Source organism: Lysinibacillus sp. NPDC094177 (genome assembly GCF_050279145.1).
Lineage (GTDB): Bacteria > Bacillota > Bacilli > Bacillales_A > Planococcaceae > Lysinibacillus.
Map to the genome: position 1 here is coordinate 21,912 of NZ_JBNNTW010000002.1, position 15,093 is coordinate 37,004.

The following is a 15,093-nucleotide window of genomic DNA, read 5'->3' on the forward strand; positions in this document are numbered from 1 at the left end:
CTATTCTTTTTTTTATTGGAACTATATTCAAACATCACAGAGTACTGTATAATGGTTATGAAGATTTACTTTACATTAATTCTAATTTAACACACTGGTTTATAGATAATGATTAAAAGGAAAGGATGTGTCAGTATGATAGTAACTTTATTTACATCACCAAGTTGTACGTCTTGCCGAAAAGCGAAAGCATGGTTAGAGGAGCATGAAATCCCATATACAGAACGTAATATATTTTCCGAACCATTAAGCATTAGTGAAATAAAAGAAATTTTGCGTATGACAGAGGATGGTACGGATGAAATTATTTCAACTCGATCAAAGATTTTCCAAAAATTAAATGTTGATGTTGAAAGCTTACCATTACAACGTTTATATGAATTAATTCAAGAGTATCCAGGTTTATTACGTCGCCCAATCATTTTAGATGAGAAACGTTTACAGGTCGGCTACAACGAGGATGAAATTCGTCGTTTCTTACCTCGTAAGGTTCGTGCTTATCAATTGCAAGAAGCACAGCGCATGGTGAACTAGCATAGAATAAGTATTAGATGTTACATATGCAACAGGCATATTGTGACATCTATTTTTTTGTGTTTTACTTATGTAAAACATTCTATATAAAGTATAATAAATAATAGGGGAAAGTCATATATTTCCGTAAAGTATGTTAAACTTGATTTAAGCTTAATAGTTTACTACAATTTCAATAATTCAAATATCTTCTGTGAAACGGTGTATATCCTTTTCATTTTATGACAGAACAGCATACAATATTATTAGAGACAACTGTGGACAATTAATTTTTTGATTTCGGTTGCTCAACGGGTTTACTGTAGTGTGGTCAAAGGTTGAAAAACAAAAATGGAGTATGAGGTTAAAAACAATGAATAAAAGCATACTAATGAAACAAAACTGTTTTTCGACAAATGACAGTGAAGGGAGATGAGGTCTAGTGGACATCGAACGTGTAAACGAAAATACACTCAAGCTCTTTATTACGTACAATGATATAGAGGATCGCGGCTATAGTCGTGAAGAAATTTGGTACAATCGAGCAAAGGGTGAACAACTTTTTTGGGATATGATTGATGAAGTAAACACTGAGGATTATTTTGATGTGGAAGGTCCAATTTGGATTCATATCAATGCGTCTGAAGTAGGCTTAGAAATCATTGTCACACGTGCACATATTTTAAAAGACGGTGAAACCTTAGATGGTTCTTCGCATTTTGATGAACACAAAGATATGTTTGCCCCATTCGAGGACGTTGGAGAGGATCTTCTCAGTCAACTAACTCAATTTGGTGACATGGATGATTCAGAGTTATTTATGGATACAGACATTTATGTTTATAAATTTAAAGATATTGATGAGTTAATCCCTGTAGCAAAACGAATGACAGATGAATTAGTGGATTCCTCATTATTTAAATATGAAAATTGGTACTATCTAGTTGTTGACTTCACGAATGCAGATGATGATCTAAATCATCACGATAGAAATGCGGTTATCAAAGAATTTTTAATACCATCAAATTTCACAATCCATCGCTTAGAGGAATATGGCGAAAAAATTATGGAATTTAATTGCTTTGAAACAGTACGAGAATATTTTATTTAAAGTAATGAGTACTTGATTCAGTGGTTTAGACTGTAAACAAACTTGGTGATTATCAAGTTTGCTTACAGTCTTTTTAATTTGAAAAGAGATTGAGGGGCATTTTTAAAATTTCAAGAAAAAGCCGTTATTTATTTGTGCTATAAAAATACTCCTTTACAATTAGTCAAAAAGGAGATGATTTTATGCTTATGGCCTATAACGAGCAGCAGCAGATTTTTCTCCCATACCAATATTCAAGGGAAGATTTACAACGATATAGGCGGCAGATGAAATTTTATTGTCCCCAATGCCGACAGCCTGTCCAATTAAAGATAGGTAAATATAATATTCCTCATTTCGCTCATATTGCTAATAATAGCTGTGTACAGTTATTTGCAGAAGGTGAATCAAAACTTCATTTACAAGGGAAAGTCCAACTATTTGAATGGCTGAGAAAACTCGGGCATACAGTAAAGTTGGAACCTTATTTACCGAAGCTTTCACAGAGGCCAGATATACTTTTGATAAAGAAGCAAAAGCAAATTGCCATTGAATTTCAATGTAGTACAATTTCTCATGAAAAGTGGGTAATGCGTACATCTGGATATGAGAAAAATTCTATACAGCCATTGTGGCTTTTTCAAACACCTCAAAGACAATCTACACAAGGTATTCAAAAAATTTCTATTTCCCCAATTATGCAAAAGATGATCATTGCTACAATGCAAGGTGTATCTTATTTAGTGACCTATGATGCAAACACATCGAGATTTATTTATTGGACGAATCTTCTTCATGTTCATGGGCATACTTTTATAGGTAAAGTACAAGAACTAACTATTCACAAACAACATTTTCCCTTTTATGTGCCTATGTCAATTAAGAAAGAGGAATTTCATCTTTATTGGCAGCTTTATAAAAAGCAATGTAAGCAATTCGTATACCAACGATTATTCCGTAGTAAAAATGGGGTGCAAGATTCATTTTTACGAAGTAGTTATGAGTTAAGTTTTGCTTTAACTAATATGCCTGATTACGTAGGTGTACCGGTAAAAGAAGCGGAAGCGATTCCGATGTTTTCTATTGAATGGCAAACGATTTTGCTTTATTTTTGTCGAAGTTTACAATTATTACCTCATGAACTAGACGAGAGAACGATACGATCGTTTTTAATCCAACAAAATGTAGAAGTTACAAATCAAGCAGTACAAGCCGTCAAAAATTACGGAATGGTACTGGCGAAAAGTGATCAAAAGAATGGTTGTTTTACGGATATTTGTGAGCAATTGTACGCACATTTATTTGCAATTGCCGCAATATACTGAGAAAATATGAGAGTATAGGAAAAACTCACATATAAAGGGGGCTGGCACATGGCTAGTAATAAAGTTTTAGTAAGAAATGAAGTTCCAGAAGAGTTAACTTGGCGCTTGGAGGATATATTTGCAACTGACGCCCTATGGGAAGAGGAGTATAAAGAAGTTGCAGAAATTGCGAAAAAGGCATCTAGTTATGTAGGTACTTTAAAAAATGGTGCAGATGCATTATTAGCTGTTCTAACTTATCATGATGATATTTATGAACGTACAATGAAGCTTTACACGTATGCTCATATGCGTAATGACCAAGATACGACAAATAGCTTCTACCAGGATATGAATAGTCGTATTCAAACATTAGCGACTAGTATCTCAGCTGCCCTATCATTTTTAACACCTGAGATTTTATCATTGAGTGAAGAAACGATAGAACGCTACTTAGCAGAAAACAAAGACTTACAATTGTATACGCAATCTTTAAAAGAAATAACGATGGCACGTCCGCACGTATTACCAGCAGAACAAGAAGCATTACTTGCACAAATGTCTGAGGTTACAGGTACTGCTTCAAATACATTTAGTATGTTAAACAACGCCGATATTGTCTTCCCTAAAGTGAAGAATGAAGACGGGGAAGAAGTACAGTTAACACATGGTAACTATATTAAGTTTTTAGAAAGTAAAGATCGTACAGTTCGTGAAAATGCCTTTAAAGCAGTATACGAAACTTACGGAAACTTTAAAAATACGTTTTCGGCTACACTAACTGGCAATGTTAAAAAGCATAATGTCAGCGCACGTATCCGTAATTATGATTCTGCACGCCACGCAGCAATGTCTAACAACTTCATTCCAGAAAGTGTTTATGATCAATTAGTAGAAACAATCCATAAGCATTTACCAGCTATGCAGCGCTATATTTCATTACGTAAGAAACTTTTAGGTGTGGACGAACTGCATATGTGGGATTTATTTGCCCCACTCGTTAAGGAAGTCGATATGAAAGTTACTTACGACGAAGCGAAGGATATTTTAGTAAAGGCTTTAGCGCCACTAGGTGAAGAATATCAAGGCATTGTTCAAGGTGGTCTTGATAACCGTTGGGTGGATGTCTTAGAAAACAAAGGGAAACGCAGTGGTGCGTACTCTTCAGGCGCTTATGGAACAAATCCTTACATTTTAATGAACTGGCAAGACAATGTTAATAATTTGTTTACACTAGCTCATGAATTTGGTCATAGTGTACACAGTTATTATTCACGTAAAACTCAGCCGTTTGTTTATGGCGATTATTCTATTTTTGTGGCTGAAGTAGCTTCGACATGTAATGAAGAACTGTTAAATGATTATTTACTAAAAACAATTGAAGATCCACAACAGAAAATTTATTTATTAAATCATTGGTTAGATGGCTTCAGAAGTACTGTGTTCAGACAAACAATGTTTGCTGAATTTGAACATCTAATCCACCAAATGGATAAAAATGGTGAATCTTTAACAGCAGAGCGTTTAACAGAGGTTTACTATAATTTAAATAAACAATACTTCGGCGAGGATATTGTTATAGATGAGGAAATCGGCTTAGAATGGGCTCGCATTCCACACTTCTACTATAATTACTATGTGTATCAATATGCCACTGGTAAATCAGCTGCAACAGCATTAAGTAAACAGATTTTAGAAGAGGGTACACCAGCTGTAGAACGTTATATTAATAACTTCTTAAAAGCAGGTTGTTCTGATTTCCCAATTGAGGTATTAAAGGCAGCAGGTGTTGATATGAACGTTGCAAAACCGATTGATGATGCATGTAAAGTATTTGAAGAACGTTTAAATGAGTTAGAAAAATTATTGTTGAATAATTAATTAGGAAGGCTGTAGGATTATCACTACAGCCTTTTTTCTATGATTAGTTGAACGAATGAAAATTAAGAATAATGATTTTTTTTGATTTCTAAATGTTTAAAAGTGCGTATCTTGGAAAAATACTGTTTGTAATCGCTTTCTATTTGACAAATTTGTGAATCTACTATTGGAATTATTGCTATATTTACTATTCCGTGATAAAGTGAGTCATGTGAAATAAATCACAAAACAAACATACACCCCTTTGTTTGAACGTGAACATTTCTCCCATCCCCTTTGTGAAAAAGAGGCGTCACTATCTGTCGAGGATAGTGGCGCTTCTTTTATTTTTTTTTGTTATCGAAGGGAGATGTCAAATTACATAAAGTATGGTTTTCGGCAAAGCAAGCGGTTGATTTCCGTTCCGGCTGGGCGCTTTTGTCGCTGCCGCTTCGCTTTCGCGCAGAGCTTCCTGGGGGCGTCCGATGAGCCGCTTGGGCCAACAGATGTTTTTTGCGCGAAAGCGTAGTGCAACGTAGCGACAGCAACAGCACCGATGTTGGTCACGAAGGCGTTATCACAGGACGTGATGGTTTTAGCCTTCGTTCAAAATAAGTTATTTCACCATTTAGAGAATTATTTAATTAAATTACATGAGCAAGTGAAAATTCCAAAAGGGAACTTTAAATATACAGCGAATTTTTTCTATTCTTTGCTGTCGTCAATTTTAGTTTTCCAATTGACATTACCATATATAAATGAGCATATTAATCCGGATATTGATGAGATGCTAGATGAGGTTGTATATTTATTTACATTAAGTTTGTATAATCCGAAAGAAAGTTAATTATTGGGCAAACAAAAGCAAGTGAAGTTTTCTTCACTTGCTTTGTTTTTAGGGTTTCTTGGACAAGTCCCTATTATTTAGAATAATAGTATAATTGCATTATTTTATACGCCATAGTGTAACGTTATCTGTCTGAATTCGTTCAATCTTTTGTTGCAGCATACGTTTCTTTAATTCACGTTCAGCTGTTTGTTCTGTTAATGAATAGATAAAAGCAACTTCATTTGTTGAAAGTGTATGGAATTTTGTAAATAGCTCTTCCATTGTTGGTAATGGTTGACGCACAAGCTGTTCATCCAACATCTCTTGTAAAATATGTTCATAAACTTCATAGGAATAGTTACCACTAACTTTAAGACCCTCATCTTCAATACATTCATTGAAAAATACAACGCTAGGTACTTCATCAACTTCCATTTCACGTTTAATATATAAATCGCATTGGAAGGCACGTGCTGCTTCCTTAGAACCGAAGTCTGCAGAAAATTCATTCATATCTAGTTGAACATCTTCTGCAATTTTTAACAATGTAGCATAAGAATTGACGTCTTGACGGTTTAGTAATACATATTCTTGTAGTTTCGATAAATAGCGTGCTCCTGCACGTCTGCCCTGTAACTCCGCTGCTTTTATAGCGATAGATGGTAAAACAGGATGATTAATGTCGAGTTCAATACCTGATACACATCCCTTTACACGCTTACTTAAACAATTCAAAGAGGCAAGCTCTGTGCTTAGTACAAGACGCCATGTAAAGTAATGGTTGTACTCTAGCTGTAACCTACGAAGAATCGCTTGAATACTAAAAGCTTCAGGACAAAGTGGATCTACGAAAATATACAATTCAATAGGCTTATTAGCAGTAAAAATCTCGGGAGTTGGCTCTTGCAGCATTTGAATATTATTCACGTAACAATTCCCCCTCATCGTCATTTGGTGTATTAATCATGTGATGAGCTGTTAAGACTAAACGTTGATAATAAGTTTCGCGGAATTTCCCTTCCAACCCAACTTCATCCATCGCTTCGGACATGCATTCAAGCCAAGCTTGAGCACGATCAGGTGTAATCGGAAAATTCATATGGCGTGCACGCATCATTGGATGTCCATGCTCCTCAGTAAAAAGATTTGGTCCACCTAAATACTGTGTTTGAAATTGAATTTGCTTGCGAGCTGTCTCTGTCAAATCTTTCGGAAAGATTGGAATAAGATCAGGATGCTGAGCAACTCTTTTATAGAACGCATGGATTAGCTCCGAAAGCTTTTCAGCTCCCAGCTCCTCATAAGGAACAGTGTATTTTCGACTCATATGTTAAATGCCCCTTTTAATTCTTTATATCGTAAAGTATATGTTTATACTTGGCTATCTTTAAAATGTGAATTTCTTGTGACTACCTTCATTCTATCAACGTCTTTTCGTTAACACAAACAAAGCGCTCTTTTGAAATGTTTTTCGCAGAAAAGCACAAATTTCACCACGTGGGTGAAATTTGCCGAAATAGACGGTATTAACAGTGATTTTGCGATTAAACAGTGTAGTAATTCATCACTTTTTGGACATAATTCTGTGTTTCTTTGAAAGGAGGAACACCACCATATTTTGTAACGCGTGAAGCTCCAGCGTTATAAGCAGCTAACGCTAATGTAGGATCATTATCAAATTTATCTAGTAATTGGCGTAAATATTTGGCCCCTGCCATAATATTTTGCTCAGGATCAAAGGCGTTTGTAACCCCTAAATATTGAGCAGTTTTTGGCATTAATTGCATTAATCCCTGTGCTCCAGCATGACTAACCACATTTGAATTAAAATTAGACTCTTGCTTAATCACTGCCGCGATGAGTTTCTCAGGCACATTATACGTAGCTGCCGCCTTTTGAATAATCGAAGCGTATTGATTTGCACCTGCTAATGAATTGGCATATGCTGTTGAACCTATTACATTATCCGCAACATAGGAGTCGAGTTTTGTACTAGATTGTGTGTTTGCTATTGCTGCCTGTACAGCAGAAGGTATGAAGACGGAATTAGAACCATTATAAAGTAATGCTTGATAAGCATTATTTTGCATGTTTTCAGATAACCCATTTAAATTACTAAGCTGGTTCATGTATGACGAAGTGCTTGATACACCTCCAAGCAAACTGGATAATTTCGCCTTATTAGTAGTAGTTAAGTCGCCTAGCAATTCGCTTATCATGTCTGAAAACATAGAATTACTGTCTGTAAGATTGTTTGACGATGAATTTTCTGAAGATCCTAGTGTTTGTAATGCTTGAATGTCAAGTAAAGTTCTCAGTGATTGGATATCCAAGGAATTGTCATCCTTTCTTGTTATACTAGTTAAATGATTTCAGCAACATCCGCTGGTATAGAGGAACTCAGTCTAAGAATGCATGTCCTGTGGCAAGGACTGAGTGATCAACATCACGTTGGCCTAATGCCTCCGGACGCAATTTATGCCGAGGCATAAATGAACTATTAGATGGTGCTATTCTTTTGTAATGCTTTCATAAAACGTGCGATTTTTTTATCTGTAGCCTGTTTTTCGATACCATATTGCTGTAGAAATTCGTCGAAGATTGCATTTCCTTTTATTGCATCTTTTGATTCATATTCTACCTCATAATCGTCGCACTGCAAATAGAAAGAATGATCGAATACTAGAAGACCATCCTTATAAGGAATTTCGACACGATCAGTTGTCAGTGAACCGAATACTTCTAATTCTTCTAAAGGAATGTTATATAGAGCTAGTCTTTTAGCTACTTCTTGGGCATAGAAACCTTCTCCAACAAGCATTTTTTTAGCTTGCACAGCAGTTAATTCGTCAGTTGTCTCTAAATGTGCATGCTCTGCATTTTTTTCTTTTAAAGTACATTCAAAATATTTGTCGATTTGTCTAATACGAAGCCCACTTTGTAGTTTCCGAATAGCTTGAGAAGGTGTATCGAAATAATGATTTTTTTGACGATGAATAGCATTTTCGGAAATGTTGAATTCTTGCAATAAATATTCATATTGTTGTTTAGTTAAGAGATTTTTAAATTCTATTTCAAGTTGTTGTGCCATATGCTCACCTGTTTATTTTTATTTTTTTACGTTTGTTACTTAAGAGAAAGAAAGGATTAAAATGATTTTTTACTTTTCGCAAAGTAACCAACGCTGTGTTACACCTTACAGAAAAAGTCAACCTAACTATTTTCTGAATAGTTTGTCAACGCGAATTTTAAATTAGCTCAAAATTAGTTGATTGTAGTGGAGACTGGGCGACTCCTTGGGGATTAGCAATAGAGGAACGGAAGCTAAAACCATCACATCCTGTGATAACGCCTTCGTGACCAACATCCTGTTGGCCCAAGCGGCTCATCGGACGCCCCCAGGAAAGCGCCCAGTCGGAACGGAAATCAACTACACGCTATGATAAAAAGTTTAGTTCGTTATTTCATTGATTTAGTATTTACACACTGCAACTATTTACCCTCTATGCTAAAATAAGAGGAAGAGTAAGACGAAAAGGGGAACCGCGTGTGCGTAAAATTTATACAATAGAAACATTGAATTTTGAAAACGAGCAACTTCATTTTAGTTTAAACGACATTGAAGTAAATTTACAGTTAAAACCTGCAGCACAATTAATTGCAGATTCTGATGACTTTGCGTTTATTTATTTACTTGATGCAGGAGAGAATTATCATTACTTGCGTTTTCCACCGAGTAGTTGGGATCAACTTGTACATATTTTGCAAAAAAAGCAAAATCCAAAGCTACAATTAGGTGAAGAAGTTATTGAGCTTACAAATTTTTACGATGAATTGGAAATGCTCGTGTATAATATTGAAGGAAATTACAATTATGGGGCGGAATTTGTCCAAGAGGTGGAACAACACTTCAAGCCAATTCTTGCTGAATAAAAAGACAAAACGAACAGACGGTGTTGGTTTTGTTCGATACCGAATGTCGGGAGGTTTTTGTGATGGGACAATGGGAAATATTTTTAAGTCCTTATAAACAAGCAGTAGATGAATTAAAAGTAAAATTAAAAGGTATGCGTTCGCAGTTTGGTATTGTTAATGCAAATTCGCCAATTGAATTTGTTACGGGACGTGTAAAGCCTTTAGCAAGTATATATGACAAAACATTAGAAAAAGGACTTGCCTTTGAGCCCTCTAAACAACTAGGTGATGAGCTAGGAGATATCGCTGGCCTACGTATTATGTGTCAATTTGTAGATGATATCTCAACAGTTACAGAGCTAATACGTCAACGTAAAGATATGCGTGTAGTGGAAGAGCGTGACTATATTACAAATAATAAGCCAAGTGGATATCGCTCATATCATATGATTGTGGAATATCCTGTAGAGACGATACAGGGGAAAAAAATGGTATTAGCTGAAATTCAAATAAGAACATTAGCGATGAATTTCTGGGCATCTATTGAGCATTCACTAAATTATAAATATAAGGGAATGTTCCCCGAGGAAATAAAAAATCGCCTTCAAAGTGCAGCAGAAGCTGCCTTCCGGTTGGATGAGGAAATGTCGTCCATTCGCAGTGAGATTCAAGAAGCGCAAGCATATTTTAGTGAATACAAAGAAGCATCGAATCCTAATTTACTATCGGAGAAGGAGCGTGACACGCAATGAAATTTTCCATTCAATCACGTAGAGATGCACAGTCGAACGAATTAATGGAGCTAGCTAGAACATATTTACAGGATTTTGGGCTAACTTATGATGAAGAAGCGCCTGAAATTGTAGTCTCTATTGGAGGAGATGGCACATTATTACATGCCTTTCATCGATATTCTCATTTGCTAGATCAGGTTGCTTTTGTAGGTATCCATACAGGGCATTTAGGATTTTATGCGGATTGGAAGCCGTCTGAATTAGAAAAACTTGTTTTGTCTATTGCTAAGAAGGACTTTAACGTTGTGGAGTATCCACTACTAGAGGTAAAGGTGGAGCATAATAATGCAGAATCCAATACGTATTTAGCGTTAAATGAAGCAACTGTGAAATCACCAGATGTCACGCTTGTTATGGATGTAGAGTTAAATGGCAATCAGTTTGAACGTTTCCGTGGAGACGGTCTTTGTGTGTCAACTCCTTCTGGTAGTACAGCTTATAATAAAGCCCTCGGTGGAGCGATTATTCACCCGACTTTAGCAGCACTTCAAATTACTGAAATAGCATCTATTAATAACCGCGTCTTCCGTACAGTTGGTTCACCACTCATTTTACCAGCACACCATCACTGTGTCTTACGTCCAGTAAATGATCAAAACTTTAATATGACAGTTGATCATTTACAAGTCACGCAAGGTGATGTGAAGTCGATTGCTTTTAATGTAGCAAATGAAAGAGTACGTTTTGCACGTTTCCGTCCATTCCCATTCTGGGAACGAGTACATGAATCATTTGTGGCGAATGAGTAAAATGGATACAAGGTTTACACTGCATTTTAGAGCGGAAAAGGAAGGCCAATTACTGAGGGAGGCCTTAACTGAATGGCGCATCTCCAAGCGAGCTTTAACAGCTATTAAATTTGATGGAGGCTTACTGACAGTGAATGATGTCGAACGCAATGTTAGGCATCCTCTTCACGTTGGAGATCGTGTTGAAGTTAAATTCCCTCCTGAAGAAAAAAGTGAAGGGCTCGCTATTGAACATGGTGACCTTTCTATTATTTATGAGGATGAAGCTATTTTAGTGCTGAATAAGCCAGCGCATCAGAGTACGATCCCTTCTCGAGAGCATCCGACACACAGCGTAGCTAATCTAGTGTGCGGTCACTTTCAGCAGCAAGGCCTAGCATCAACTGCTCATATCGTAACCAGACTTGACCGTGATACTTCTGGCTTGCTATGCATTGCTAAACATGCTCATATTCATCATTTAGCGGGACTTGCGCAGCGCAGTGGAGAGATTTCTCGACAATATGAAGCAATAGTACATGGACATGTGGCACAAGATATCCAATCTATTATTGCTCCTATTGGACGCAAAGAGACGAGTATCATTGAGCGAGAGGTGCGTGAGGACGGTCAATTTGCGCATACAGACGTGACAATTTTAAGGCGCTTTTATTTACAAAATGAACCGATGACCCATATTCAACTAAAGTTGCATACAGGACGTACCCATCAAATTCGTGTGCATATGGCCTATGTGGGGCATCCACTTGTTGGAGATGAACTTTATGGTGGAAGTCGCGAGTATATAAATAGACAAGCCTTACATTGTGTATCCTTAAAAATGCTTCATCCTTTGACAGGTGAGAGTTTACAATTCACAAGTAACTTAAACATAGATATGCAACGATTATTAAGTGACTCCTTAGTTTGAAGTTCGAGACTATCTAAACAGTCATTAGTTCACTAAGAGTGAAAACTATTACTGAATCATGTTATAAATTTAAGGAGATGTTCGCACAAACGGGCATCTCTTTATCATTTTATTTTGTATAAAAGTAATAAGTTTTTCTTAACAGCACGTTAACAGAAAAGAAAGTGATTGTAGGATATAGTATAGTAGAGAGTTTTTTAGGCTCAGTACCATAAATTGAGAATGTCATTTTTTTATATGTTATGTATATTAGTTGATTGGAGTGGAGACTGGGCGACTCCTTGGGGATCAGCGATAGAGGAACGAAGGCTAAAAGCATCACATCCTGTGATAACGCCTTCGTGACCAACATCCTGCTGCTGACGCTTCGTTAGCACTACGCTTTCGCGCAAAAAACATCTGTTGGCCCAAGCGGCTCATCGGACGCCCCCAGGAAGCTCTGCTCTGCGCGAAAGCGAGCGTCAGCGATAAAAGCGCCCAGTCGGAACGGTAATCAACCCCATGTTATGGCAATAGGAAAAAAATAGAGACGTTTATCCACAGATTTATCCAATTAGATTGCAGCGATGTCGTAGATTGCTAAGTAGTAAAAAAAGGGTTTGCAGAAAAGGTACAATACGCTCTATTATATAAAAGGTGGATTTACGGCATTGCCCGTACAAATGATTCAATGCTCGGAAGGAGGGGACAAGCATGATAGAGGAAAGAAAAGAAAAGGATGATGTACAGTTCGACGAGGCACGTTTGCGAGAAATGCTCGAAGCACATGAAATTAACGCATTCCGCGATGAGTTTTTAGAGCTTCATCCATATGATCAGGCAACGTTTTATGAGAAGGTGGAGCCTGATATAAGGAAGATTATCTATTCGTTCTTGTCTCCGACGGAAATGGCTGATATTTTCGAGGCAATCGAAATAGATGATGATGAATACACAGCGTATCTAGCTGAGATGGATCCGTCATATGGTGCAGAAATGCTTTCTCATATGTATGCAGATGATGCAGCAGACGTTTTAAATGAGTTAGATACGAAACAACGCGAAAGCTATTTGGGCATGATGGATGAGGAAACAGCTGAAGAGATTAATGAGTTATTAAGATATGACGAAGGTACAGCTGGTTCTATCATGACGACTGAATATGTAGCGATACCAGAAAATTCCACTGTTCGTTCAGCAATGGCGATTTTAAGGAAAGAAGCGCCAGATGCAGAAACCATTTATTATATATTTGTCGTTGATGAAGCACATCGATTAACAGGTGTTATTACGCTTCGCGATTTAATTATTGCTGATGAAGATACCCTTATACGTTCGATTATGAATGAACGTGTTGTGATGGTGCACGCAGGAGATGACCAAGAAGAGGTTGCTCAAATTATGAAGGACTATAACTTCTTAGCGACACCAGTTATTGACGATAAGGGAGAATTACTAGGGATTATTACAGTCGACGATATTATCGACGTTATTGATGAGGAAGCATCGGAAGATTACTCTAAATTAGCGGGTATTTCCGATATGGATAAATTTGATACAACCTCGTTTCAAGCTGCTAAAAAGCGTTTACCATGGCTTGTCATATTATTATTTTTAGGGATGTTGACAGCAAATTTAATTGGACATTTTGAGTCAACGTTAGAACATGTTGCATTACTCGCGGTGTTTATCCCTCTCATTTCAGGTACTTCTGGAAATAGTGGAACACAGGCACTAGCGGTAGCTATTCGGGGCATTACGACTGGAGATGTCGAAGAACATAGCAAGCTAAAATTACTTCTGCGTGAAGCAGGTACAGGCTTAATGTCTGGAATTGTTTGTGGACTGATTGTGATCGGTATCGTCTATATTTGGAAACAAGAGCTTATTCTTGGAATGCTAGTAGGAGCAGCGCTTTGTGGTTCTATTTTAGTAGCAACACTTGCAGGTTCTTTTATACCACTGCTAATGCACCGCCTGAAAATCGATCCAGCTGTTGCATCAGGTCCATTTATTACAACATTAAATGATATTACCAGTATTTTAATTTACTTAGGTTTGGCGACAGTTTTCTTAAGCCAAATAGGCTGAGAACCAAATTTCTTCCTTTTGCATATTGTATGAAAAAAGGGAAGTGAGTAATGTGGGTCGAGAGCCACGCTTGTTTATAAAATCACCATCATATTTTCTAAATATTTCTAAGGTGCTACATGAACTTGATCTGGAAGAAAGTACGTCAGTGTATATAAAGGACGGCAATTTCAATGAACAAACTATTGAAGAAAAAGAAAAAGTGGTTGAAGAAATACAAATAGATCCGTATTTACTAAAGCAACTTCAATTTTTAGAAAAGCCGTTTCGACAAAAAGCCTATCAACCGTTAGTTATATGTTTAAAGGATGGTAGAAGATTACGCGGTAGTGCATCTGATGTACAGACCGATTCTTTGATGCTTACTTCTTTCGAATTGAAGACACAAGAGATTATATATTTTGAGGACATAGAACAAGTATTATGGCGAGGTAAACAATTACCTACCTTATGAAAAAAGTGTACAGCAGAGGATGCTGTACACTTTTTTTATGTGTAGTGTGTCAAAGGAGAAAAGACTATTCACAAATCCCTAAGTCAACATCAGCAATACATTGTACAGCGCAGAAGCATGATAAATCTACAGTGATACAGCTCTCAGTTGAATTCCAATCATCTACTTTACATATTTTTTTCATGTTGACACAACAGCCATCTCGACTTAATAGATCTACAGTACTTTCGCTGGAGTCAAATGAACATAAAGGCTCTAAAACACGCAAAGTAGCGCAGCATTCATCAAACATATCTTCTACACGGAAAAATACTGATGTACAAATACATGGATCTGCTGTTGGGGAACTGAAAAATGCTTTAAAAGGAGTACCGTCTTTTGTAATTAACATGAATACACGTGTATCTGCATGAGAGCGTGCAGGACTTACAATGCCTCCAAGTGGTTCTAAGAAACAGTTAGCTGTACATGGTTGACATTCTTCTCTCACCGCTTGATTCTGAATGTCTAAAATAGCGCGTACTACGTCACAAACGCAGCCTGCTGAATGGATTGGTTCAATAGGATTTGTTGGCTTGCCACAACCCATATCGTCACCTCCTTTC

The 15,093-nt window shown here is 36.9% G+C and carries 17 protein-coding genes; 11 read left to right on the forward strand and 6 right to left on the reverse strand.

Annotation, left to right across the window (positions count from 1 at the left end; all coding sequences use genetic code 11):
* The first annotated feature begins 138 nt into the window (after positions 1 to 138).
* The 5 genes from spxA (at position 139) to ACQKNC_RS03710 (ending at position 5,614) form a co-directional block, all read left to right on the forward strand.
* On the forward strand, positions 139 to 534 hold the full coding sequence (gene spxA, locus ACQKNC_RS03690; protein WP_024362527.1) for a transcriptional regulator SpxA: 396 nt from the start codon (positions 139 to 141) through the stop codon (positions 532 to 534).
* Positions 535 to 955: 421 nt separating this feature from the next.
* Positions 956 to 1,624 (forward strand): adaptor protein MecA, encoded by a 669-nt coding sequence (mecA, locus tag ACQKNC_RS03695; protein ID WP_427423530.1) that lies wholly within the window; start codon positions 956 to 958, stop codon positions 1,622 to 1,624.
* A gap of 182 nt (positions 1,625 to 1,806) precedes the next feature.
* Positions 1,807 to 2,928, forward strand: a complete 1,122-nt coding sequence (locus ACQKNC_RS03700) for a competence protein CoiA (RefSeq protein ID WP_427423531.1) — start codon at positions 1,807 to 1,809, stop codon at positions 2,926 to 2,928.
* 48 nt (positions 2,929 to 2,976) lie between these two features.
* Positions 2,977 to 4,788: an oligoendopeptidase F gene (gene pepF, locus ACQKNC_RS03705; RefSeq protein WP_427423532.1), complete on the forward strand. Its 1,812-nt coding sequence runs from the start codon at positions 2,977 to 2,979 to the stop codon at positions 4,786 to 4,788.
* A 535-nt stretch (positions 4,789 to 5,323) separates the two neighbouring features.
* A complete protein-coding gene (locus ACQKNC_RS03710) occupies positions 5,324 to 5,614 on the forward strand; it encodes a hypothetical protein (protein WP_427423533.1) in 291 nt (96 codons plus the stop codon).
* Between the two features lie 99 nt (positions 5,615 to 5,713).
* On the opposite strand, the gene ACQKNC_RS03715 is transcribed toward ACQKNC_RS03710, so the two are convergent.
* The 5 genes from ACQKNC_RS03715 to ACQKNC_RS03735 form a co-directional block, all read right to left on the reverse strand.
* The gene (locus ACQKNC_RS03715; RefSeq protein ID WP_427423534.1) at positions 5,714 to 6,523 is read right to left on the reverse strand and encodes a DsbA family protein; all 810 of its coding nucleotides are present in this window, start codon (positions 6,521 to 6,523) and stop codon (positions 5,714 to 5,716) included.
* Complete coding sequence (locus ACQKNC_RS03720) at positions 6,516 to 6,923, reverse strand: globin (protein ID WP_049668151.1); 408 nt, start codon at positions 6,921 to 6,923, stop codon at positions 6,516 to 6,518. The genes ACQKNC_RS03715 and ACQKNC_RS03720 overlap by 8 nt, the downstream gene beginning before the upstream one ends.
* Positions 6,924 to 7,140: 217 nt before the next feature.
* Positions 7,141 to 7,929, reverse strand: coding sequence for a lytic transglycosylase domain-containing protein (locus tag ACQKNC_RS03725; RefSeq protein WP_427423535.1), 789 nt, complete (start codon positions 7,927 to 7,929; stop codon positions 7,141 to 7,143).
* 167 nt (positions 7,930 to 8,096) lie between these two features.
* Positions 8,097 to 8,687: a CYTH domain-containing protein gene (locus ACQKNC_RS03730; RefSeq protein WP_427423536.1), complete on the reverse strand. Its 591-nt coding sequence runs from the start codon at positions 8,685 to 8,687 to the stop codon at positions 8,097 to 8,099.
* Positions 8,688 to 8,844: 157 nt separating this feature from the next.
* A complete protein-coding gene (locus ACQKNC_RS03735; protein ID WP_427423537.1) occupies positions 8,845 to 8,985 on the reverse strand; it encodes a hypothetical protein in 141 nt (46 codons plus the stop codon).
* A 160-nt stretch (positions 8,986 to 9,145) separates the two neighbouring features.
* On the opposite strand from ACQKNC_RS03735, the gene ACQKNC_RS03740 reads away from it, so the two are divergent.
* The 6 genes from ACQKNC_RS03740 to ACQKNC_RS03765 all read left to right on the forward strand — a co-directional run bounded on the left by ACQKNC_RS03740 (position 9,146) and on the right by ACQKNC_RS03765 (position 14,488).
* Positions 9,146 to 9,529: a hypothetical protein gene (locus tag ACQKNC_RS03740; RefSeq protein WP_427423538.1), complete on the forward strand. Its 384-nt coding sequence runs from the start codon at positions 9,146 to 9,148 to the stop codon at positions 9,527 to 9,529.
* 62 nt (positions 9,530 to 9,591) lie between these two features.
* Entirely contained in the window at positions 9,592 to 10,263 is a 672-nt protein-coding gene (locus ACQKNC_RS03745; protein WP_427423539.1) for a GTP pyrophosphokinase, read from the forward strand.
* A complete protein-coding gene (locus ACQKNC_RS03750) occupies positions 10,260 to 11,054 on the forward strand; it encodes an NAD kinase (RefSeq protein ID WP_427423540.1) in 795 nt (264 codons plus the stop codon). The genes ACQKNC_RS03745 and ACQKNC_RS03750 overlap by 4 nt, the downstream gene beginning before the upstream one ends.
* Positions 11,029 to 11,964 (forward strand): RluA family pseudouridine synthase, encoded by a 936-nt coding sequence (locus ACQKNC_RS03755; protein ID WP_427423541.1) that lies wholly within the window; start codon positions 11,029 to 11,031, stop codon positions 11,962 to 11,964. The genes ACQKNC_RS03750 and ACQKNC_RS03755 overlap by 26 nt, the downstream gene beginning before the upstream one ends.
* Positions 11,965 to 12,657: 693 nt before the next feature.
* Positions 12,658 to 14,034, forward strand: a complete 1,377-nt coding sequence (gene mgtE / locus ACQKNC_RS03760; RefSeq protein ID WP_427423542.1) for a magnesium transporter — start codon at positions 12,658 to 12,660, stop codon at positions 14,032 to 14,034.
* A gap of 52 nt (positions 14,035 to 14,086) precedes the next feature.
* Positions 14,087 to 14,488, forward strand: a complete 402-nt coding sequence (locus ACQKNC_RS03765) for a hypothetical protein (protein WP_427423543.1) — start codon at positions 14,087 to 14,089, stop codon at positions 14,486 to 14,488.
* A 64-nt stretch (positions 14,489 to 14,552) separates the two neighbouring features.
* Here ACQKNC_RS03765 and ACQKNC_RS03770 read toward each other — a convergent pair whose 3' ends face one another.
* Positions 14,553 to 15,077: a CotY/CotZ family spore coat protein gene (locus ACQKNC_RS03770; RefSeq protein WP_427423544.1), complete on the reverse strand. Its 525-nt coding sequence runs from the start codon at positions 15,075 to 15,077 to the stop codon at positions 14,553 to 14,555.
* Between the last annotated feature and the right edge of the window lie 16 nt (positions 15,078 to 15,093).

Bases quoted from the DNA above. Each gene is read 5' to 3' on its own strand.
- ACQKNC_RS03735 (WP_427423537.1), bottom strand. From the start codon at position 8,985: ATGAGCCGCTTGGGCCAACAGGATGTTGGTCACGAAGGCGTTATCACA.
- ACQKNC_RS03770 (WP_427423544.1), bottom strand. From the start codon at position 15,077: ATGGGTTGTGGCAAGCCAACAAATCCTATTGAACCAATCCATTCAGCA.
- ACQKNC_RS03750 (WP_427423540.1), top strand. From the start codon at position 10,260: ATGAAATTTTCCATTCAATCACGTAGAGATGCACAGTCGAACGAATTA.
- ACQKNC_RS03710 (WP_427423533.1), top strand. From the start codon at position 5,324: ATGTTGGTCACGAAGGCGTTATCACAGGACGTGATGGTTTTAGCCTTC.
- ACQKNC_RS03730 (WP_427423536.1), bottom strand. From the start codon at position 8,687: ATGGCACAACAACTTGAAATAGAATTTAAAAATCTCTTAACTAAACAA.
- ACQKNC_RS03700 (WP_427423531.1), top strand. From the start codon at position 1,807: ATGCTTATGGCCTATAACGAGCAGCAGCAGATTTTTCTCCCATACCAA.
- ACQKNC_RS03720 (WP_049668151.1), bottom strand. From the start codon at position 6,923: ATGAGTCGAAAATACACTGTTCCTTATGAGGAGCTGGGAGCTGAAAAG.
- mgtE (WP_427423542.1), top strand. From the start codon at position 12,658: ATGATAGAGGAAAGAAAAGAAAAGGATGATGTACAGTTCGACGAGGCA.
- pepF (WP_427423532.1), top strand. From the start codon at position 2,977: ATGGCTAGTAATAAAGTTTTAGTAAGAAATGAAGTTCCAGAAGAGTTA.
- ACQKNC_RS03755 (WP_427423541.1), top strand. From the start codon at position 11,029: ATGAATCATTTGTGGCGAATGAGTAAAATGGATACAAGGTTTACACTG.
- ACQKNC_RS03745 (WP_427423539.1), top strand. From the start codon at position 9,592: ATGGGACAATGGGAAATATTTTTAAGTCCTTATAAACAAGCAGTAGAT.